The 20,143-nt window shown below is 71.0% G+C and carries 19 protein-coding genes, 1 tRNA gene and 1 other RNA gene; 8 read left to right on the forward strand and 13 right to left on the reverse strand.

Annotation, left to right across the window (positions count from 1 at the left end; translation table 11 throughout):
• Window positions 1-15 precede the first annotated feature (15 nt).
• Window positions 16-1,767 carry a 2-isopropylmalate synthase gene (gene leuA / locus ACQPZK_RS30145; RefSeq protein WP_433536115.1) on the forward strand — a complete coding sequence of 584 codons (1,752 nt, stop codon included), beginning with the start codon at window positions 16-18 and terminating at the stop codon, window positions 1,765-1,767.
• Window positions 1,768-1,836: 69 nt separating this feature from the next.
• On the opposite strand, the gene ACQPZK_RS30150 is transcribed toward leuA, so the two are convergent.
• Window positions 1,837-3,327, reverse strand: a complete 1,491-nt coding sequence (locus tag ACQPZK_RS30150) for an MFS transporter (RefSeq protein WP_433536116.1) — start codon at window positions 3,325-3,327, stop codon at window positions 1,837-1,839.
• Window positions 3,328-3,464: 137 nt separating this feature from the next.
• Here ACQPZK_RS30150 and ACQPZK_RS30155 point away from each other — a divergent pair, with 137 nt between their 5' ends.
• A complete protein-coding gene (locus tag ACQPZK_RS30155; RefSeq protein ID WP_433539363.1) occupies window positions 3,465-4,079 on the forward strand; it encodes an HNH endonuclease family protein in 615 nt (204 codons plus the stop codon).
• The gene (locus tag ACQPZK_RS30160; RefSeq protein WP_433536117.1) at window positions 4,079-4,471 is read left to right on the forward strand and encodes a hypothetical protein; all 393 of its coding nucleotides are present in this window, start codon (window positions 4,079-4,081) and stop codon (window positions 4,469-4,471) included. Before ACQPZK_RS30155 ends, ACQPZK_RS30160 begins: the two co-directional genes overlap by 1 nt.
• 51 nt (window positions 4,472-4,522) lie before the next feature.
• Here ACQPZK_RS30160 and ACQPZK_RS30165 read toward each other — a convergent pair whose 3' ends face one another.
• The 9 genes from ACQPZK_RS30165 to ACQPZK_RS30205 all read right to left on the reverse strand — a co-directional run bounded on the left by ACQPZK_RS30165 (window position 4,523) and on the right by ACQPZK_RS30205 (window position 13,501).
• A complete protein-coding gene (locus ACQPZK_RS30165) occupies window positions 4,523-5,623 on the reverse strand; it encodes an ABC transporter ATP-binding protein (protein ID WP_433536118.1) in 1,101 nt (366 codons plus the stop codon).
• The gene (locus ACQPZK_RS30170; RefSeq protein ID WP_396800235.1) at window positions 5,620-6,606 is read right to left on the reverse strand and encodes an ABC transporter ATP-binding protein; all 987 of its coding nucleotides are present in this window, start codon (window positions 6,604-6,606) and stop codon (window positions 5,620-5,622) included. The genes ACQPZK_RS30165 and ACQPZK_RS30170 overlap by 4 nt, the downstream gene beginning before the upstream one ends.
• Before the next feature lie 52 nt (window positions 6,607-6,658).
• On the reverse strand, window positions 6,659-7,618 hold the full coding sequence (locus ACQPZK_RS30175) for an ABC transporter permease (protein ID WP_433539364.1): 960 nt from the start codon (window positions 7,616-7,618) through the stop codon (window positions 6,659-6,661).
• 65 nt (window positions 7,619-7,683) lie between these two features.
• On the reverse strand, window positions 7,684-8,691 hold the full coding sequence (locus ACQPZK_RS30180; protein ID WP_433536119.1) for an ABC transporter permease: 1,008 nt from the start codon (window positions 8,689-8,691) through the stop codon (window positions 7,684-7,686).
• A 97-nt stretch (window positions 8,692-8,788) separates the two neighbouring features.
• Window positions 8,789-10,462, reverse strand: a complete 1,674-nt coding sequence (locus tag ACQPZK_RS30185; RefSeq protein WP_433536120.1) for an ABC transporter substrate-binding protein — start codon at window positions 10,460-10,462, stop codon at window positions 8,789-8,791.
• A gap of 254 nt (window positions 10,463-10,716) precedes the next feature.
• Window positions 10,717-11,160, reverse strand: a complete 444-nt coding sequence (locus ACQPZK_RS30190) for a hypothetical protein (RefSeq protein WP_433536121.1) — start codon at window positions 11,158-11,160, stop codon at window positions 10,717-10,719.
• 71 nt (window positions 11,161-11,231) lie between these two features.
• Window positions 11,232-11,825 (reverse strand): recombination mediator RecR, encoded by a 594-nt coding sequence (gene recR, locus ACQPZK_RS30195; RefSeq protein WP_355052561.1) that lies wholly within the window; start codon window positions 11,823-11,825, stop codon window positions 11,232-11,234.
• Between the two features lie 8 nt (window positions 11,826-11,833).
• On the reverse strand, window positions 11,834-12,142 hold the full coding sequence (locus tag ACQPZK_RS30200) for a YbaB/EbfC family nucleoid-associated protein (protein ID WP_238433593.1): 309 nt from the start codon (window positions 12,140-12,142) through the stop codon (window positions 11,834-11,836).
• A 156-nt stretch (window positions 12,143-12,298) separates the two neighbouring features.
• Window positions 12,299-13,501 (reverse strand): hypothetical protein, encoded by a 1,203-nt coding sequence (locus tag ACQPZK_RS30205; protein WP_433536122.1) that lies wholly within the window; start codon window positions 13,499-13,501, stop codon window positions 12,299-12,301.
• A 122-nt stretch (window positions 13,502-13,623) separates the two neighbouring features.
• On the opposite strand from ACQPZK_RS30205, the gene ACQPZK_RS30210 reads away from it, so the two are divergent.
• Entirely contained in the window at window positions 13,624-14,364 is a 741-nt protein-coding gene (locus ACQPZK_RS30210) for a DUF998 domain-containing protein (RefSeq protein ID WP_433536123.1), read from the forward strand.
• Here the strand turns inward: ACQPZK_RS30210 and ACQPZK_RS30215 are convergent.
• Window positions 14,261-17,149, reverse strand: a complete 2,889-nt coding sequence (locus tag ACQPZK_RS30215; RefSeq protein ID WP_433536124.1) for a DNA polymerase III subunit gamma and tau — start codon at window positions 17,147-17,149, stop codon at window positions 14,261-14,263. The genes ACQPZK_RS30210 and ACQPZK_RS30215 overlap by 104 nt on opposite strands.
• Window positions 17,150-17,374: 225 nt before the next feature.
• Window positions 17,375-17,464, reverse strand: an RNA gene (ffs, locus tag ACQPZK_RS30220) — signal recognition particle sRNA small type.
• Between the two features lie 82 nt (window positions 17,465-17,546).
• On the opposite strand from ffs, the gene ACQPZK_RS30225 reads away from it, so the two are divergent.
• Window positions 17,547-17,631: transfer RNA gene (locus ACQPZK_RS30225), tRNA-Ser, on the forward strand.
• A 76-nt stretch (window positions 17,632-17,707) separates the two neighbouring features.
• Window positions 17,708-18,544: a class I SAM-dependent methyltransferase gene (locus ACQPZK_RS30230; protein ID WP_433536125.1), complete on the forward strand. Its 837-nt coding sequence runs from the start codon at window positions 17,708-17,710 to the stop codon at window positions 18,542-18,544.
• A gap of 109 nt (window positions 18,545-18,653) precedes the next feature.
• On the opposite strand, the gene ACQPZK_RS30235 is transcribed toward ACQPZK_RS30230, so the two are convergent.
• The gene (locus ACQPZK_RS30235) at window positions 18,654-18,896 is read right to left on the reverse strand and encodes a flavin reductase (protein WP_433536126.1); all 243 of its coding nucleotides are present in this window, start codon (window positions 18,894-18,896) and stop codon (window positions 18,654-18,656) included.
• 199 nt (window positions 18,897-19,095) lie between these two features.
• Here ACQPZK_RS30235 and ACQPZK_RS30240 point away from each other — a divergent pair, with 199 nt between their 5' ends.
• Together ACQPZK_RS30240 and ACQPZK_RS30245 are read left to right on the forward strand one after the other, a co-directional pair.
• On the forward strand, window positions 19,096-19,863 hold the full coding sequence (locus ACQPZK_RS30240) for a helix-turn-helix domain-containing protein (protein WP_433536127.1): 768 nt from the start codon (window positions 19,096-19,098) through the stop codon (window positions 19,861-19,863).
• Window positions 19,854-20,045, forward strand: coding sequence for a DUF397 domain-containing protein (locus tag ACQPZK_RS30245; protein WP_433536128.1), 192 nt, complete (start codon window positions 19,854-19,856; stop codon window positions 20,043-20,045). Before ACQPZK_RS30240 ends, ACQPZK_RS30245 begins: the two co-directional genes overlap by 10 nt.
• Window positions 20,046-20,143: the final 98 nt, after the last annotated feature.

The raw sequence follows: 20,143 nt of genomic DNA on the forward strand, positions 1-20,143 counted from the left end.
AGGGAGCACTCCGAGATGGCTCAACCTGTCACCGACGCCGAACCCGATCCGATCGCCCGGCAACGTCCCAGCCGGATGCCGTACCACCGCTACCAGCCGTACCAGGAGCAGTTCCGGATCGACCTGCCGGACCGCACCTGGCCCACCCGCACCGTCGACGCCGCGCCGCGCTGGTGCGCGGTGGACCTGCGCGACGGCAACCAGGCGCTGATCGACCCGATGTCGCCCGAGCGCAAGCGCCGGATGTTCCAGCTGCTGGTGCAGATGGGCTACAAGGAGATCGAGGTCGGCTTCCCGTCGGCCAGCCAGACCGACTTCGACTTCGTCCGCCAGCTCATCGAGCAGGACATGATCCCGGACGACGTCACCATCCAGGTGCTCACGCAGTGCCGGGAGCACCTGATCGACCGGACGTTCGAGGCGCTGCGCGGCGCCAAGCGCGCGATCGTGCACTTCTACAACTCGACCTCGACCCTTCAGCGGCGGGTCGTCTTCGGTCTGGACCGCGACGGCATCGCCGACATCGCCACCACGGGCGCGCGGCTCTGCCAGAAGTACGCGGAGATCCACACCCCGGACACCGAGATCTTCTACGAGTACTCGCCGGAGTCGTACACGGGCACCGAGCTGGAGTACGCGCTGGAGGTGTGCAGCAGGGTCATCGACGTGATCGACCCGACGCCCGACCGCCCGCTGATCATCAACCTGCCGGCCACCGTCGAGATGGCCACCCCGAACGTCTACGCCGACTCGATCGAGTGGATGCACCGGCGCCTGCCGCGCCGCGACAGCGTCGTGCTGAGCCTGCACCCGCACAACGACCGGGGCACCGGTGTGGCCGCCGCCGAGCTGGGCCTGCTGGCGGGCGCGGACCGCATCGAGGGCTGCCTGTTCGGCAACGGCGAGCGCACCGGCAACGTGGACCTGGTGACCCTGGGGCTCAACATCTTCTCCCAGGGCATCGACCCGATGATCGACTTCTCGAACATCGACGAGATCCGCCGGGCCGTCGAGTACTGCAACCAACTGCCGGTGCACGAGCGCCACCCGTACGCGGGCGACCTGGTCTACACCGCTTTCTCCGGCTCCCACCAGGACGCCATCAAGAAGGGCTTCGACGCCCTCGCCGCCGACGCCAAGGCGGCCGGCGTACCGCTCGACGAGCACACCTGGGCCGTGCCGTACCTGCCGATCGACCCGAAGGACCTGGGCCGCACCTACGAGGCGGTCATCCGGGTCAACTCGCAGTCCGGCAAGGGCGGCGTCGCGTACATCATGAAGAGCGAGCACCAGCTCGACCTGCCGCGCCGGCTCCAGATCGAGTTCTCCGGCGTCGTGCAGCAGGTCACCGACCACGACGGTGGCGAGGTCGACCCGGCCGCCATGTGGGAGATCTTCGCGACGCACTACCTGCTCGACCACCAGCCGGACCCGGCGGTCCGGTTGACCGGCTACACGATCGGCACCACCGACGGCAAGGTCGAGATCGAGGCCCAGGTCGGTGTCGGCGGCGAGCGGCGGTCGCTCACCGCGGTCGGCAACGGTCCCATCGACGCGTACGTCAACGCGCTCCAGGCGGTCGGCGTGGGCGTCCGGGTGCTCGACTACCACGAGCACGCGCTGTCCTCCGGCGGTGACGCGCAGGCCGCCGCGTACGTGGAGTGCGAGGTGGACGGTCGGACGGTCTGGGGTGTCGGCACCGACGCCAACATCGTGACGGCCTCGATCAAGGCGGTCACCAGCGCCGTCAACCGCGCCCGCCGCTGATCTGCAAGGACGGCCCCTTGCCAGCGCCCAGGCGCTGACAAGGGGCCCTTCCTCACCTCGGGGTGTTTCTTATCGCGGGGGTGTGGCGACGGGCATCGAGTGGCAGGGCTGCGACGGCGGCGCCGCACGGGGTGGCCGGCGCACCAGCACGAGGGCCAGCACGGCGCCGGCCAGCAGCAGCCCCGCGCACCAGGCGAGCGCTCCCCGGAACGCTTCGGTCAGCTCGGCCTTCTGCTCGTAGCCGCCGCCGGACAGTCCCACCAGCAGCGGAAGCGCGGCCACGGCGAGCAGGCCACCGGCCCGGGACGCGGCGTTGTTGAAGCCGCTGGCGACCCCGGAGAACCGGTCCTGCACCGCCGCGAGCACCGACGCGGTCAGCGGTGCCACCACCAGGGTCAGTCCGAGGCCGAAGAGCAGCACTCCGGGGAGCACGTCGGTCCAGTAGGACGCGCCGGGGCCGACGCCGCGCAGCAGCAGCAGGCCGACAGCGGCGATCACCGGCCCCACGGCCAGCGGCAGCCGGGGACCGATCCGGGCCGACAGCGCACCGGCCCGTGCCGAGCCGACGAGCAGCAGCACCGTCATCGGCAGCAGCGCGATCCCGGTGCGGAACGCCGACCACTCGACGACGTTCTGCAGGTAGACGGCGAAGAAGAAGGTGAACCCGCCCAGCGCCGCGTAGACCACCACCGTGAAGGCGTTCAGGACGGAAAAGAGCCGGCTGCTGAACAGCCCGGTGGGCAGCATCGCGGTGTCCCCGCGCCGCCGTTCCACCAGCACGAAGGTCACCGCGGCCACCACGCCGACCAGTGCGGCGATCAGCACCGGCGCCGACGCGAAGCCACGCGCGGGCGCGTCGATCAGGGCGTACGTGACGCCGGCGAGCGCCAGTGCGCCGAGCACCGCCCCGGCCACGTCGAAGCGGCGGCGCGTACGGCCCGGCCCGTGGGTACGGGAGGCGTTCTCGTCGCGGCTCTCCGGCACCCACCGCACCGCGGCCAGCACCACCAGTACGGCGATCGGCAGGTTGAGGAAGAAGATCCACCGCCAGGAGAGCGCGTCGATCAGCCAGCCGCCGATGAACGGTCCCAACGCCGTGGACACTCCGGACAGTCCGGCCCACGCGCCGATCGCCCGACCCCGGTCGTCGGGGTGGAAGCTGGCCTGGAGCACCGAGAGCGAACCGGGCGTGAGGAGCGCTCCACCCGCGCCCTGCACGATGCGGGCCGCGATCAGGGTGCCGGTGCCCTGGGCCAGCCCGCACAACACCGACGCGACGGTGAACCAGAGCACCCCGATGAGGAACACGCGCCGCCGGCCGAAGCGGTCCCCGAGCGACCCGCCGAGCAGGACGAACGCCGCGAGCGTCAACAGGTACCCGTTGATGGTCCACTGAAGATCGGCGACGTTGGCCCCGAGATCCTGACCGAGTTTCGGCAGCGCCACGTTGACGACAGTGGTGTCCAGGAAGACCATGCCGGAGGCGAGCACCGCGGCGAGCAGGGTTCCCCGGCCGGCGGCGGTGCCCATCCGCAGTGCGGGCGGCGGTGAAGTGGTCATCCCACCAATCTTGCTTGCACATAGTGGGAGACGCCACGAAACGCCGAAACCGTGCCCGGGTACTGTGCGCAAGCGCCGGGAGCCCGCAAGCTGGAGAGGTGTCGTCTGTGCGTACCAGATCAGGACCGCGTGCGTCGATGGCCGCGCTCGTCGCGGCGCTGGCGCTCGTCATGGCCGGCTGCGTCCCGCCCGAGGAGGCGGAGACCACACCGGCGCCGGGTGGCGGCGGCGGTAACGCCGTCGAACAGTTGGGCCAGCTGACAGTCGCCACCGCTGGTTCGATGAAGGGCTACAGCCGGGAACGCTTCCCGCACTGGCGGGACACCGGCAAGAACTGCGACGTGCGGGACACGATCCTGCAACGCGACGGTAAGGACGTGAAGCTCTCCGGCTGCAACGTGGTCGGTGGTCGCTGGGAGAGCGTGTACGACGGTCGCAGCGCGACCGACCCCTCCGACGTGGACATCGACCACACGGTGCCGTTGGCCAACGCGTGGCGCTCGGGCGCCGACGAGTGGGACAACGCCAAGCGCGGTGACTTCGCCAACGACACGACGCGTCCGCAGCTCATCGCGGTTTCCGCGTCCTCCAATCGGGCAAAGGGTGACCAGGATCCGTCCCAGTGGAAGCCGGCAAACCGGTCGTACTGGTGCCAGTACGCCAAGGACTGGGTGACGGTGAAGCACTACTGGAAGCTGACGGTGACCGCTGCCGAGAAGGCGGCTCTGACCGACATGCTGGAGGGCTGTTGATGAGCGAGGAACCGGCGACAGACACGAAGACGGACGCGGAAACGGCCCCGTCCGCCGCCGGGATGACCGCCGACGGCACCGGCGACACGCCGGCCGCCGTGCCGGGGGCCGGGATGGTCGCGGACTCGAACGGCGCGAGCGCCCCGCAGAGCCGGACCGCCGACATCGTGCCCGGCCCGGGTGGGGTGATGACCGACGAGGTCGGCGTCGTCACCGGTGACCTGACTCTGCGCACCGAGTACGCGGACGGCAAGGTCACCCTGCGGGTGCAGTACAAGGACGCGGACGAGTGGTACGTGGTGACCGGCGGCTCGGCCCCGCTGGCCGACCCGGCGGGGCTGGACGCGGTGCACAGCGTCGCGGTCGGACTGCTGAACCGCCCCGAGGGCTGACCTCCCGTACGCCGGTCAGGGGCCGTCCGTGACGGACGGCCCCGGACCGCGTCACGGGGTGGGGATCAGCTCGCCCGGCGGGTCGACCGGGCCGGTGCCGTCGGTCGGGCGGACCAGCTCCACCTCGACCTCGTGCGGCCGGATCCGTCCGGCGGCGATGTCCTCGGCGAAGTGGCAGGCCACCCGGTGCCCGCCGACGACGTCGCGCAGCTGCGGTCGCTCGGTCGCGCAGCGGGTCGGCTGCGCCCACGGGCACCGGTTGTGGAACCGGCAGCCCGACGGCGGGTTGGTGGGCGACGGCAGGTCACCGGCGAGCAGGATGCGCTCGCGGCGGTCCTCGACGACCGGGTCGGGCACCGGCACCGCGGACATCAGCGCCCGGGTGTACGGGTGCATCGGCTCCCGGTACAGGTCGTCGCTGGACGCCTCCTCGACGAGACCGCCGAGGTACATCACGCCCACCGTGTCGGCGATGTGCCGGACCACCGCCAGGTCGTGCGCGATGATCAGGTACGTCAGGCCGCGCTCGTTCTGGAGATCTTCGAGCAGGTTGAGCACCTGCGCCTGGATCGACACGTCGAGCGCGGAGACCGGCTCGTCGGCGACGATCAGGTCCGGGTTGAGCACGAGGGCCCGGGCGATGCCGATGCGCTGACGCTGACCGCCGGAGAACTCGTGCGGGTACTTGCTGAGGGCGGACGCGGGCAGGCCCACCGCCTCCAGCGTCTCGCGCAGTCGCCGGCTCGTCTCGGCCTTGTCGCCGGCCAGCCCGTGCGCCTTCAGCCCCTCCACCAGCAGCGACTCCACCGACTGGCGCGGGTCGAGGCTGGAGAGCGGGTCCTGGAAGATCATCTGCATCCGGCGACGGGCCTGCCGCATCGCCTCGCCCTTGAGCGCGCGCACGTCGGTGCCGTCGAACACGATCTCGCCGTCGGTGGGCTCGACGAGCCGCAGCAGGCCGCGGCCCAGCGTCGACTTGCCGCAGCCGGACTCGCCGACCAGCCCGTACGTCTCGCCCTTGCGGATGGACAGCGAAACGCCGTCCACCGCGTAGACGTACCCGACGGTCCGGTCGAAGAGCAGGCCACTCTTGATCGGGAAGTGGACCTTGACGTCGCGCAGCTCGATCAGCGCAGTGGTCTCGTCGGTCATCGGACCGCCACCTCCTCGGAGACGGGGTTGTTGCAGCGCAGGTCGCCGCCGGTGGCGGTGGGTTCGAGCGGCGGGGGTCCCTCCAGGCACGCGTCCACGACGTTGTCGCAGCGCGGCGCGAACGCGCACCCCTCGGCCCAGGGGATGTTGTCGGCGACCGACCCGCGGATCGCGTGCAGCCGCTCACCGCGCGGCGAGTCCAGCCGCGGCACCGAGTTGAGCAGCCCGTGGGTGTACGGGTGCCGGGCGTGCGCGAACAGCTCGTGCCGCCGCGCCCGCTCGACCACCTTGCCGCCGTACAGCACGTTGACCGTGTCGCAGAGTCCGGCCACCACACCCAGGTCGTGGGTGATCATGACCAGCGCGGTGCCGGTGTCGTCGACCAACTGCTTGAGCAGGGTGAGGATCTGCGCCTGGATGGTCACGTCGAGCGCGGTGGTCGGCTCGTCGGCGATCAGCAGCCGGGGCTTGCAGGCCAGCGCGATGGCGATCAGGGCGCGCTGGCGCATCCCGCCGGAGATCTGGTGCGGGTACTCGCTGAGCCGCCGCTGCGGGTCGGGGATGCCGACCGCGTCGAGCAGGTCCCGAGCCTCCCGCAGCGCCTGCTTGCGGTCCCGGCCCTGGTGGCGTTCCAGCACCTCGGCCACCTGCACACCGATCGGGATGACCGGGTTCAACGACGACAGTGGGTCCTGGAAGATCATGCTGATCTCCCGGCCACGCCGGTCACGCATGTCGTCCGGTCGCAGCTTCAGCAGGTCGGTGCCCTCGAACAGCACCTCCCCGGTGACCTTGTTGCCCCGTTTGGGCAGCAGGCCCATGATGGCCAGGCTGGTCACGCTCTTGCCGCAGCCGGACTCGCCGACCAGGCCGACGGTCTGACCGGGTTCCACCGTGAAGCTGACCTTGTCGACGGCGGTGAAGGGTCGCTCGCCCCGCCGCTGGAACACGACGCTCAGGTCGCGGACGTCGAGCAGGCTCATCGGGTCACTTCCTCACTGCTGTGGTTCATCGCTCGCGATGCGCGCACGGCGGTCACCGCCGGTTCTTCGGGTCGATCGCCTCACGCATGGCCTCACCGAGCAGGGTGAAGCCGAGCGCCACCACGATGATCGCCAGCGCCGGGTAGTACGCCAGTTCCGGCCGGACCTCGAAGTAACGCTGACCGTCCACGCCCAGCATCAGGCCCCACTCGGCCCGGTTGATGTCCGGGTCGCCGAGGCCCAGGAAGGAGAGCGCCGCAGCGTCCAGGATGGACACCGCGAAGGTCAGGGTGGCCTGCACGATCACCGCGGTCAGCGAGTTGGGCAGCATGTGCCGCAGCACGATGTTGCGCTCCTTGACGCCGAGCGCGCGGGCGGCGAGCACGTGGTCGCTCTCCCGCTGGGCGAGCATCGAGCCGCGCAGCAGTCGGGCGAAGATCGGCACGCTCACGATCGCCACCGCGAAGATGACGGTCCACTGGCTCGACCGGCTCGCCATCGCGACCAGGGTGATCGCCAGCAGCAGGCTCGGCAGGGCCAGCATCACGTCGGTGAGGCGCATCAGGACCACGTCGATCCAGCCGCCGAAGGCGCCGGCGATCGCGCCGATCAGCACACCGAGCGCCAGGCCGATGAGGGTGGCGAGCACGCCGACGAAGAGCGTCTGCCGGGCCCCGTAGATCATGCGGGACAGGAAGTCCCGGCCGAGCGGGTCGGAGCCGAGCGGGAACTCGCTGCTGGCGCCCGGGATGCTGTCCACGGTGAGATTCCTGGTCAGCTCGTCGAAGCGCTGCACCGGGTCATGCGGCGCGATCAGCGGAGCGAAGATCGCCACCAGGACGAACAGTCCGACGATGCTGGCCCCGACGATGGCGACGGGGCTGCGCCGCAGCCGGCGTGCGGCGTCCCGGACGAGGCTGACGCCACCCCGGTCGGACGCGGTCGCGCGGGCCAACTCGTCCAGCCGGGCCTTCTTGCGGTCGCCGAGTACGCCGATGCTGCGCTCGCTCATACCGGGTCGGGGCTTGTCTTCTCCGCTGCGGGGCGTCGGCGTCCCGGGCTGGGTGATCGGGTCACTCATCGCACACGCACCCTCGGGTCGATGAAGGCGTAGGAGAGGTCGACCAACAGGTTGACCACCACGAAGACCAGCGCGGCCAGCAGGATGATCGCCTGAAGCACCGGGTAGTCCCGGCCGCCGCTGATCGAGTCCGTGATCAGGGTGCCGAGGCCGCCCCAGTTGTAGACCTTCTCGGTGAGCACCGCGCCGGAGAGCAGCGCACCGGTCTGCAGGCCGATGGTGGTGACCACCGGCAGCAGCGCGTTGCGCAGGATGTGCCGGCCCCGGATGGTGCGGTGTCGCAGCCCCTTCGCCTCGGCGGTCCGTACGTAGTCCTCGTTGAGAACGTCGAGCACGCTGGCCCGGGTGATCCGCACGATCACGGCCAGCGGGATCGTGGCCAGCGTGATCGCCGGCAGGATCAGGTGCCACAACGCGTCGGCGCTGGCGTCGAACTCCCGGGTCAGCAGGCCGTCGAGGACGAAGAACCCGGTGACGTTCGTGTTGTCCAGGCCGGTCGTGAGCCGTCCGGACGGCGGGAACCAGTGGATGTTCTGCGTGAAGACGTCCTTGAGCAGGTAGCCCAGGAAGAAGATCGGAATCGAGATGCCGAGCAGGGTGCCGGCGATCGTGAGGTTGTCCGGCCAGCGTCCCCGCCAGCGCGCGGCGAGATACCCCAACGGCACCCCGAGTCCGACGGCGATGATCATCGCGGCGATGGCCAGCTCGACGGTGGCCGGGAAGGCTCGGCTGATGACGTCGGTGACCGGGTCACCGGTACGGATCGAGTTGCCGAAGTCGCCGGTGAGGACGCGCTGCATGAACTTGCCGTACTGGACCAGGATCGGCTGGTCGTAGCCGAGCGCCTTGGTCAGCAGGGCGCGGCGCTCGGGCGTCGCCCGCTCACCGAGCAGCGCCTCGACGGGACCGCCGGGCAGATTCCGCAGCCAGATGAAGATCAGCGCCGACAGGGCTATGAGGGTCACCACCAACTGCAGCAGGCGGCGGACTATGACTCGCAACATCTCTCACACCAGACTCTCGATGGTCGCGGAATCGGCCCGGGCAGGGGAGAAACCCCCAACCCGGGCCGATTCCGCCTACGGCGTCAGCCGATTGGCGTCACTTCTTGACGCTGACGGTGTTGAACCGCTCGTCGGTCAGCGGGCTGGCCTTCAGTCCCTCGACGTCCTTGGTGACGACGATGGCCGGCGGCGCGTGCCAGACCGGCACGGCCGGCAGCCACTTGGCGGCGATGTCCCGGTTGACCTGCTCCCAGGCGGCCTTCTTGGCAGCGTCGTCGACGGTGCCGTCGGCCTTGGCGATCGCGTCGAACATCTCGTTCATCGACTGGTCGCCGAACTCGACCTTGCCCCGGCCGAAGAACGTGCCGACGAAGTTGCCCGGGTCGTTGTAGTCACCGGTCCAGCCGAGGATGTGCAGGTCCTGCTTGCCGAACTGCTGCACGTCGTCCTTGAAGCCACCGTTCCACGGACGAGGCACACCGTTGACCTTGATACCCACGGCCTGGAGGTCGTTGGCGAGGACGGTGAAGATCTCCTGCGGGTTCGGCATGTACGGCCGGGAGACGTCCGGCGGGTAGTAGAAGTTCAGCGTCAGACCCTCGGCGCCGGCCTCCTTGAGGAGCTGCTTGGCCTTGTCCGGGTTGTACTCGTACTTCTGCACGTCCGGGGCGTAGCCGAGCACGGTGTCCGGCATGAACTCGTCGGCGACCTTCGCGCCACCCGGGCCCTTGGTCTGCACCAGCTGCTGACGGTTGAGCGCGTAGGCGATCGCCTGCCGCACCCGCAGGTCCTTCAGCTTCGGGTTCTTCTGGTTGATGCCCAGGTACAGGATGTTGAAGGCCGGGCGGTTGATGACCTGGAAGCCCTCACCCTCGAGCGCCTTGCGGTCGGCCGGCGCCGGGAAGTCGATGCCCTGCACGGTGCCGGCACGGAGCTCCTGCTTGCGGGTGCTCTCGTCCTTGATGACCTTGATGATCACCTTGTCCACCTTGGCCTTGTCGCCAAAGTAGTCCGGGTTCCGGTTGAGGGTGATCTCGTTCTTGGCCTTGTCCCAGCCACCGAAGGTGAACGGGCCGGTGCCGACCGGGTGCTCGTTGGCGAACGCGCTGTACGAGAACGAGTCACCGTTCTGCGTGACGGTGTCGGCGTCGTACTTCTTGAGCGCCTCGGGGCTGGCGATCGAGAGCGAGGTCAGCGCGAAGGCGCCGGGGAAGGCACCCTTGTACTTCTTGAGCGAGAGGACGGCGGTGCCGTCGTCCTTGGCCTCGCACTTGTCGTAGATCGACTCGCCGGCGCCCTCGGCCTCGTTCTTCGCGAACCCGCCGAAGGTGTCCATGTAGTAGATCATCTGGGACTGGGCGGCGGCGCCCTTCATGTTGTACCAGCGGTCGAAGTTGTAGCAGACCGCGGCGGCGTTGAAGGGGGTGCCGTCGTGGAACTTCACGCCCTGACGGAGCTTGAACGTCCAGACCTTGCCCTCGGGGTCGTGCTCCCAGCTCTCGGCCAGGCCGCCCTCCAACTCGGCGGTGCCCGGCTTGTGGCTCACCAGGGTGTCGAACATCTGCCGGACCGGCCGGAACGACTCACCGTCGTCGTTGAAGATCGGATCGAAGTTCTTCGGGTCACCGGCACCCGCGAAGATGAAGGTGCCGCCAGTCTTGGCCTCGCCACTGTCGCCGCCGCGCTCGCTCTCCGCGCAGCCGGCCGCGCCGACCGCCAGAGCGGCAACGGCCGCGATGGCCACAGCCGATTTGAGCCTTCTCGCCTGCATCTCTCACCTCTGTCATGCGCATGACCACGCCGAGCTGTGGCTCGGTCCGTGTGCGGGAGGCTATGGCATGTAACACCGGATGCGGAACGGCCGTCAGGCAATCGCTACCAAGCCGACACCTTGGGCAGACGTCTGACAGTCGACGGCACGGCGAACACATCGAGCGACACATCGAACACGTTGACCGGGAGGGGGCCGAGACCGGCCACCGGCGCTCGGATCAGCGCGCCACGAAGGGCATCCGGAGCGGTCGATCAGGACGCGGGCGGTGGGCAGACCTCCAACCGCTCGACGTCCGCACCGGCCCGGGCCGCGCCCAGGTCATGGAACGTCACACGGTGGCAGGCGTTCACGTGACTCACCCCGAACACCACGCCGAAAGGGGCGGAACCGTACACGGTCACCACCAGGTCAGGCGCCCGGCGGACTTCCCGCACCTCGACCTGGGTGCCCTCCGCGACCGCCGCCAACCGTTCGTCGGTCGGCGCCCGATCACCGGTGGCGACCACCGCCGCACCGTACGCCCGGGCGTTCCGCGTCACCGCGACTTCGGCCTCGGCCTCCTGGGCGCTGGTGTCCGCGGCCGCTCGCCGGCTCGCCACCTCGATCGCCACGAGGACGCCGCCGAAGGCCAGCGCCAGCACGGCCACCAGGACCGCCGGGGTCCAGGACCGCCCGTCCGAGCGTCGCGTCGCCACACGCCACCTCCCCAGGTACGCCGGTGGGCCCGCGCTCGACGCGCGGACCCACTCAGTTGTAGCCCACCGGGTCAGACGGCGCGGCGACCCTCGAAGGCACGGCCGAGGGTGATCTCGTCGGCGTACTCCAGGTCGCCGCCGACCGGCAGGCCGCTGGCCAGCCGGGTCACCGCGATCCCCATCGGCTTCACCATCAGCGCCAGGTAGGTGGCGGTCGCCTCGCCCTCGGTGTTGGGGTCGGTGGCGAGGATCAACTCCCGCACCGCGCCGCCGCTCAACCGGGTCAACAGCTCGCGGATGCGCAGATTGTCCGGGCCGATCCCTTCGAGGGGATTGATCGCTCCGCCGAGCACGTGGTAGCGGCCCCGGAACTCACCGGTCCGCTCGATGGCCACGACGTCCTTCGGCTCCTCCACCACGCACAGCACCTCGTCGGTGCGGCGCGGGTCGCGGCAGATCCGGCACTGCTCGGACTCGGCCACGTTGTAACAGGTCGTGCAGAAGCGCACCAGCTCCTTGACCTTGCGCAGCGCGCCGGCCAGCCGGTTGACGTCGGCCGGATCGGCGGAGAGGACGTGGAACGCGATCCGCTGGGCGCTCTTCGGGCCCACGCCCGGCAGTCGCCCCAGCTCGTCGATCAGATCCTGGATGGCGCCTTCGTACATCTGCCGGCTCAGAAACCGGGCAGGCCGAGGCCGCCCATGCCACCGGCGACCGGGCCCATCTTGCGCTCGGTCAACTCACGCGCCGCCTCGGCGGCGTTGTGCACGGCCGCCACCACCAGGTCTTCCAGCGTCTCCACGTCGTCCGGGTCGACGGCCTTCGGGTCGATCTTGATGGCCTTCAGCTCGCCGGCGCCGGACACGGTCGCGGTGACCAGTCCACCGCCGGCCGTGCCGGTCAGCTCGGCCTCGGCCAGCTCGGCCTGAGCGGCGGCGATCTGCTGCTGCATCTTCTGCGCCTGCTTCAGCATCTGCTGCATGTTCGGCTGTCCACCTGGGCGCACGGATGGCTCCTTCTCGCACTCGTCTGCTCGGCCGCCGACCAGCCTAGCCGCTGGGACCGACGTCGCCGTGCCCGGTGCGTCCGCCCACGCCGGGGCCCTCGGGACTTCCGACAGGACCGGGGACGGCGGCGCTCAGAGCCGGTCGTACTGCTCGCGCACCAGCGACTCGACGACCGGCACGGTCCCCGGCGGGCCGCCGACCGCGCTGACGATCAGAACGATCTCGTCCCGGCCGGCGACGGCCCACACACCGGTCCGCTCGGCATCCACGAAGACGGCTGATCCCGGCAATTCGGCGAGCGGCGTCACCTCGCCGGGGGTCGCCTCCCGCAGGTCGCTGTAGGAACGCTGGAACTGGTCCGCCGAGCCCGCCGAACTGAATTCGAGCAGGGTGATCGACACGAGGGTCGCGTCCGGACGGGTCCAGGCCGACCCGGCCGTATGGATCACGTCGCCGCCCGCCTGCTCGGCGAGCAGGTGCGCCCGCGCCTCGGAGAGAGGCAGAACACGGCCCAGGTCGACGTGATCGTCCGCCGCAGCCGGCGCGGCAGAAGCCCAGCCGGCGGGAGCCGCGACCATCAACGCGCCGAGGTCAGGGGTCTGCTCGTCGACCGAATGGATCGCCCGCCAGGTGACCGTGATGAGGAGGACTGCGATGCCGAGAACTGCCAGGACGCCGGCGATCGGTCCGGTTCGCCGCCACCAGGGTGCCGCCGGCCCGACATTCGGGCGTGAGCCCTGCCAGACGAAGGGCGTCGAATTCGCCGCGATCGGCGGGTTCGTCGCGGCAGGCTCGTCCACGGATACGACAGGGGCGGCCTCCGGTACGGCGGGCGCGGGCGGCTCGGGCAGAGTCGTGACGGCACGCGCGAGCAGTACCACCCCGAAGAGCCCGAGCGAGACGCCGTTGAGCAGATCCGTGCCGGGGTGATCGTCCAACGGGAAGCCGCTGACGTCGATGGCGGCCGTGGCCGGCAGGAGGGTGCCGACGCCCACCACCACACCGAGCAGTATCGCGGCCAACCGCAGCCAGAACCGCCACACCGGGCGGACGCAGGCCAGCGCCAGCAACACCAGCAGCGCCGCCCACCCGACCACCAGCGGCTGCCAGTAGCCCGCCAGATCGGTCAGCATGAACGTCCGCACTTCGCTCGAGGGAGCGCGGCCGAACATCCGATCCACGGCGTACTCGCCGCGACTCACCGCCACCCAGGGCAGCGACCACGCCGAGAACAGCATCACCAGGCCGATGACCACCAGCGCCGCGGTCTTCGCCTGGTCACGGCCGAACCGGCCGGTGCCGGCGGCTTCCTCCGCAGTCGCGGTGATCTTCACGGCGCACATCCTGACAGCGCACGGAAACACCGTCCACCCCGCGACGGTACGGCTACCACTACCCCGAACCGGCCGTCTGGCGGTAGTGCGCCGGGCACCCCCGCACTGGTCTGCTCGTGGGTATGACCCTCACCCGCAGTCAACGCGCCGCCGCGCTGTGCTGGGCGGTGGCCGCGCCGGTCTTCCTGGTGGCCGGTCTGGTCACCGGCCTGCGTTGGCGCGAGCCGACCTACAGTTGGGCCATCCACAACATCAGCGACCTCGGCAACGTCCACTGCGGGATCTGGGACACCACCAGACCCCGCTTCGTCTGCTCGCCCTGGCATCCGCTGATGAACGCCGCGATGCTGGCCACCGCCGTCCTGCTCACCGCCGGACTGCTGCTGACCTGGCGACTCCTCGGCCGGGGCGCAGTGGTGCGCTCGGCGCAGATCCTGCTGCTGCTGGCCGCCGGCGGGTACGCCCTGGTCGCCCTCCATCCCGCCGACATCGACGAGAACCGGCACGTCCTGGGCGCGTTTCTGATCATGGGCGTGGGCAACGTCGGTCTCCTGCTCGCCGGCTTCGCACCCGACTCCACGGTGCTCGGCCGGTGGCGACGGATCTCCCTCGCCGCCGGGCTCACCGCGCTGGCCGGGACCGTGCTGTTCATCGCCCAACAGGACGTCGGCATCGGGATCGGCGGCCTGGAACGCGTCGCCGTACTGCCCTTCCCCCTGTGGGCCTGCTGCCTCGGCGTCCTGCTGGGCGAAGCGCCCGCTACCGCGCGTCCACCTCGTCGATCTTCTCAGCGCCGAAGGTCTCCCGCAGCAGCCGTACCGCCTGCTCCTCGCTCGACTCCCGGGCCGTCTTCTCGTCGATGACCTCGTCCAACGGCTCGTCACCCGGATCGAAACCCTCGTAGGCGGGTTTCGCCGCCGGGGCCGCACCGCTCGGCCGTCCGCCGCGCAACGGTCCGTCGAAGTCCGGGTCGTAAGGAGGTTCGCCCGCCCATTCCGCGTCCGCGGTGGGCCGGCTCGCCGATGGGGTACGAGCACCGCGCCCCGCCGCCGCCGCGCGAGCCGCGGCGATGGCGCTGCTCACCGGTGCGCCACCGGCTGACGCCGGCTGCCGGGCACCCGGTGTCGAGTTACCTCGCCCGCCCGGGTCACCACCGTTCGCCCCGCCGGAACCCGCCGGAACGCCTGGTCGGCCGCCGCCCGGTCCACCGCCGTTCGGGGTCGCACCGTTCGTGGGGGTGCCGTTCGGAGTGGCACCGTTCGTGGGGGTGCCGTTCGCGGCCGGGCCGCCGCCGCTCGTTCCACCGTCGTTGCGGGCGGATGCGGAACTCGGGACCGGTCCGGCCGGGACACCGCCGGGGCTGGCGGCCTCCGGCCAGTCGTCGTCATCCGTCGCCTCGGCAGCCCCGCCGCCGGGTCGGGCCGCCTCCGGCCAGTCGTCCTCCGGGCTGGCGACGGTGGTCGAGGTCGGCGCGGTCGGTGGGCTGCTCGGCGGGCCAGAAGCGGCTGCCGGAGTCGGCGCGACGCTCGGACGGGGTGCCGCGGGCGGCGCGCTCGTCGGGCCGGGAGCGGCTGACGCAGTCGGCGCGACGCTCGGGCCGGGTTCGACGGGCGGTGCACTCGTCGGGCTGGAGGCGGCCGCGTTCGGTGTGGCGGATCGAGTTGGCGCGGCCGGCTGGGAGCGTGGCGGGCCGGACAGGGACGTGCCGCCCCGCTCGCCGGCCACCTCGCAGCGGATCTGCCAGCGGCCGCCCAGCTCCTCGTAGAGCGCGTCGGTGAGCACCGCCGCGTGGTCGGCCATCATCTTGGCCAGCACGGTGGACTTCACGGTCAACACCAGCATGTCGCCGTCGAGTTCGCGGACCACCGCGTCACGCATGAGGGCGGCGATGCGCTTGTTGGTCCGGTTGACCTTGCCGACCACGTCGGGCCAGACCCGGCGTACCGCGACCGCGTCCAGCGCGGGGGCCGGCGTGCCGGGGCGGGGCGGTGCGGGCGTCGCCGGGTCGGGCAGCACGGCCGACGGCGGCACCGCCCGACGCGGGGCCGGCGAGCCATCTGCCGCGCCAGGACCGGACGAACCTGGGCCGGACGAACCCGGGGCCACCGAACCGGGACCCGCCGAGCCATCGGCGGCGCCGGCCGGGGAGACGGGAGCCATTGCGGCTGAGGGAGCCGACGCGCCGGGCGACGCCGGGATCGGCGAGTCGACGGAGGACCCCGACGTACCCGAGACCGAGGCACTCCGACCGGCGGCACTCCGAGCTGGGGCGCTCTGACCTGCGGCACTCTGACCTGCGGCGCTCTGACCTGCGGCGCCTCCGGTCGGCGACGCCGTCGGGTCGACGTCCCACGGCGGTGCGGAGGTCGGGGCGGCGGCGGGTGTGGGGCCGGCGGCAGCCGGTACGGGGGGAGCCGACTGTGGGCGTACCCCCGGGGTCGTGGCGGGCGCGGAGCCGGCGGTGGCCGGCGGCGCGTCGGTGCCGGCGAGGGTGAGCCGGCGTTCCATGCGTTCGAGGCGCTGGAGCAGGCCGCCGGTGGAGTCGTCCACACCGGGCAGCAACATGCGGGCGCAGATCAGCTCCAGCAGCAGCCGGGGCGCGGTGGTGCCACGCATCTCCACCAGGCCGTCGTGGACGATGTCGGCGCAGCGGGAGAGCGTGCCCGGGCCGAGCTGCGCGGCCTGGGCGGCCATCCGCTCGATCTGGTCGGCGGGGCCGTCGATGAGGCCCTTCGCGGCGGCGTCCGGCACCTGCTGAATCACGATGAGATCGCGCAGCCGCTCCAGCAGATCGGAGGCGAACCGGCGCGGGTCGTGCCCGGCCTCTGCCACCCGGTCGACGGTCGCGTACGCGGCGGCGCCGTCCCCGGCGGCCAGCGCGTCGCACATCTCGTCGATCAGCGCCGAGTCGGTGACGCCGAGCAGCGCGGCGGCCCGCGCGTAGCTGACACCCTCCGGACCGGCGCCGGCGATGAGCTGGTCGAGTACGGAGAGGCTGTCCCGGGCGCTACCACCACCGGCACGGACCACCAGCGGGAAGACCGCCGGCTCGACGGAGACGCCCTCGGCCTGGGTGAGCTGCTCGAGGTACGGGCGGAGGACCTTCGGCGGGATCAGCCGGAACGGATAGTGGTGGGTCCGCGAGCGGATCGTGCCGAGGACCTTCTCCGGCTCGGTGGTGGCGAAGATGAACTTGACGTACTCCGGGGGCTCCTCGACGAGCTTGAGCAGGGCGTTGAAGCCCTGGGTCGAGACCATGTGCGCCTCGTCGATCACGTAGATCTTGAAGCGGCTGTTGGCCGGCGCGAAGAAGGCGCGCTCGCGCAGCTCACGGGCGTCGTCCACACCACCGTGGCTGGCGGCGTCGATCTCGATCACGTCGATCGAACCCGCGCCGTCGGTGGCGAGCGAGCGGCACGACTCACACTTGCCGCACGGCTCCGGAGTGGGGCCCTGCTCACAGTTGAGCGATCGGGCCAGGATCCGGGCGCTGGAGGTCTTGCCGCAGCCGCGCGGGCCGGAGAAGAGGTAGGCGTGGTTGAGCCGACCGCTACGCAGCGCCTGCGACAACGGCTCGGTGACGTGCTCCTGCCCGATGACCTCGGCGAAGGTACGTGGCCGGTACTTGCGGTACAGCGCCAGCGTCACTCGTCCCGCCTCCTCTCGACCGAGCCATTCTGCGCCGGTCGGGCGCGGGTGACCACCCACCCCGCCGGGCCGCCCGGGTCGCCGTGGGTTGGCCGCCCCGGCTGGGCTGCGACGGGTGCCGCGGATGCCGCGCTTGATCGACTCCACATCGCCGAGTTGGCGGTATCGCCGTCTCGGGACAGGCCCACATCGCCGACCTGGTGTGGATCAACGCCCCGGGAACGAAAAGGCCTCCCGTGCACCCGGCAGAGCTCGCTTATCCTTGCTGCCTTCCGGCCCTGGGGAGGTTCACGAGATACCGCCGCACGGGAGGTGACGCCAACCCTACCCGACGGCTCGTCGATCTTCAGGGGGTGGTGGGGTGTCCCGGTCGACGGCGGCCTGTATCCTGGCTCGCGGAGGATTCGCCTAGAGGCCTAGGGCGCACGCTTGGAAAGCGTGTTGGGTTTACACCCTCACGAGTTCGAATCTCGTATCCTCCGCTCGCGGAGCATGATCGGCGCCCGGCAGACCGATAACAGGTCGGCCGGGCGTTGTCGTTGTGGTCTCATCGACGCCGTGGCTGACTCGACGTGGCAGTGGGACGAGACGTTGTACGCCGGCAGCGCGCACCACTACAGCGTGGGTCGGATGCCGTACCCGCCCGCACTCGCCGAGGCCATCGGCACGGCGCTCAACCTCGACGGCACCGGCCGGCTCCTGGACGTGGGCTGCGGGCCGGGCTCAGTGACGCTGCTGCTCGCGCCCCTGTTCGAGACGGCGGTCGGGGTGGACGCCGACCGGGACATGCTCACCGAGGCGCGGCGGCGGGCCAGCGACGTCGGGGTCACCAACGTCGAGTGGCGGCACCTGCGGGCCGAGGAACTGCCGGCCGACCTGGGTACGTTCCGGGTGGCGACGTTCGCCCAGTCGTACCACTGGATGGATCGACCGCTGGTGGCCCGGCGGGTCCGCGACATGCTCGCGCCCGACGGAGCCTGGGTCCACGTCGGCGCCACCACCCACCAGGGCGTGACCGACGACGACCCGCTGCCGTATCCCCGCCCGCCCTGGCCACGGATCGACGAGCTGGTCGCGCGCTACCTGGGGCCGGTCCGCCGGGCCGGTCAGGGCCTGCTGCCCACCGGCACGCCCGGCGGCGAGGCGGAGATCATGCTCGCGGCAGGCTTCTCCGGCCCCACCCGACTGACCGTCGAGCAGGGGATGATCGTGGAACGGTCGGTGGACGAGGTGACGTCGGCGGTGTTCTCGCTGTCCAGCTCGGCGCCGCACCTGTTCGGCGATCGACTCCCGGCGTTCGAGGCGGACCTGCGCGAGCTGCTGACATCGGCGGCCCGGGACGGCCTGTTCGCCGAGCGGCCACGCGACATCGGCATCGCGATCTGGCGACCCTGACGACCGCCTGCGCCGGCTCGGACAGCACGATCACCCCGGACAGCGCGGACAGCGCGGGCCGCTCAGCCCCGGGACGGGCCCGGACCCATCGACCGCGGCTCAGAACCCCTCAGCCCCGGGCGCGGGCCCAGGAGAGGAAGCGGTCGGTGAGCCGGGCCGGGTCCACGTCTCGAAGTTGTTCGCTGGCCTCGGTCAGGAGCGTCGCGAGGTAGACCGTCAGCGCCACCCGATCGCCCCGGTACTCGCCGAGCAGCCGGAGCTTCGCCGCCGAGCAGGGCCAGGCGATGCCGCAGGCCTGACATCGCCAGGTGGGTCGGGTCGGCAGGTGGTTCCGGTGGCGACGACGGGGCACGGGCGAGCCTCCTTCGCTGGTGGAAGGGGTTCACCCCGCCTCCGCGTCGGGGCGACCCCGGACTGACGCCGACCGCCGGGCTGCTGCGCCTCCACCGGCCACGCCGTCTTCTGTGGACCACAGTGCGGCGCGTCACCAGACAGGTACAGGGCGTAGCTATATGGTTCTCAGATATTCGAGACATCCGATGGAGGGGACCGTGAACGACGCGTTGCGGGTAGCGCTCAACGACACCGGGCACACCACCGAATCCCTCGCCGAGACCGTCGGCGTCGACCCGAAGACCGTCGCGCGCTGGTTGACCGAGGGCCGCATCCCGCATCCTCGGCACCGCCTGGCGGCAGCGGAAGCCCTCCACAAGGACGTGTCGGACATCTGGCCGGACACTGCGAGACGTCGTGACCCCATTTGGTTTCGCCCCTGGCAGGAAATCGAGCGCGAGGCGGTGTCCCTGCGGTCATACGAATCGACGGTTCTGCCGGGGTTGCTCCAGACCGAGGCGTACGCCCGCGCGGTCCTCGGCGGCGCGGGCCTGATCCCCCGGAGCGAGATCGAGCGGCACCTCAGCGTCCGGCTCAACCGGCAGGGCGTGCTCAAGCGGGACGACCCGCCGCAGTTCACGGCGGTCGTCGACGAGGCGATCCTGCGCCGGCCGGTCGGCGGCCGGTCGACCATGCGCGAGCAGGTGCTGGCCCTGGTCGCGGCCTGCGCCGAGCCGCACATCCGGGTGCATGTCGTGCCGGCCACGGTCGGCGCGTACGCCGGACTGAACGGGCCGTTCGTGATCGCGCACAGCCACGACCATCGGGTCGCCGGCTACCTGGACAACCAGCTTCAGGGACAAGTGGCTAGCGACCCCGACGACATCGCGGCCATGATGGCGGCATGGGAGAACGTGCGCGGCGAGGCGCTGTCGCACTCGCAGTCGGTCGAGCTGATGACGGAAGTGGCGGAATCATGGAGCTGAACGGCGCGCGGTGGCGCAAGAGCACCCGCAGCAGCGGCAACGGCGGCAACTGCGTCGAGGTCGCCGACAACCTGCCCGGCGTGGTCGGCGTACGGGATTCCAAGGACCCGACCGGCCCGGCGCTCGCCTTCGCGCCGGGGGCCTGGCGCGCGTTCGTCGCCCAGCTCGCCGATCGCGCCTGAGTCCCCGACCATCCACCGGCCGGGCCGCCTGGTTCCGCAGCGCCGCGTACCGTGCCAGTCACGGACGGCGGTGGAACCGTCGTACACATGTTCTATCC

Origin of the sequence: Micromonospora sp. CA-249363, assembly GCF_050950185.1 — a bacterium.
Lineage (GTDB): Bacteria > Actinomycetota > Actinomycetes > Mycobacteriales > Micromonosporaceae > Micromonospora.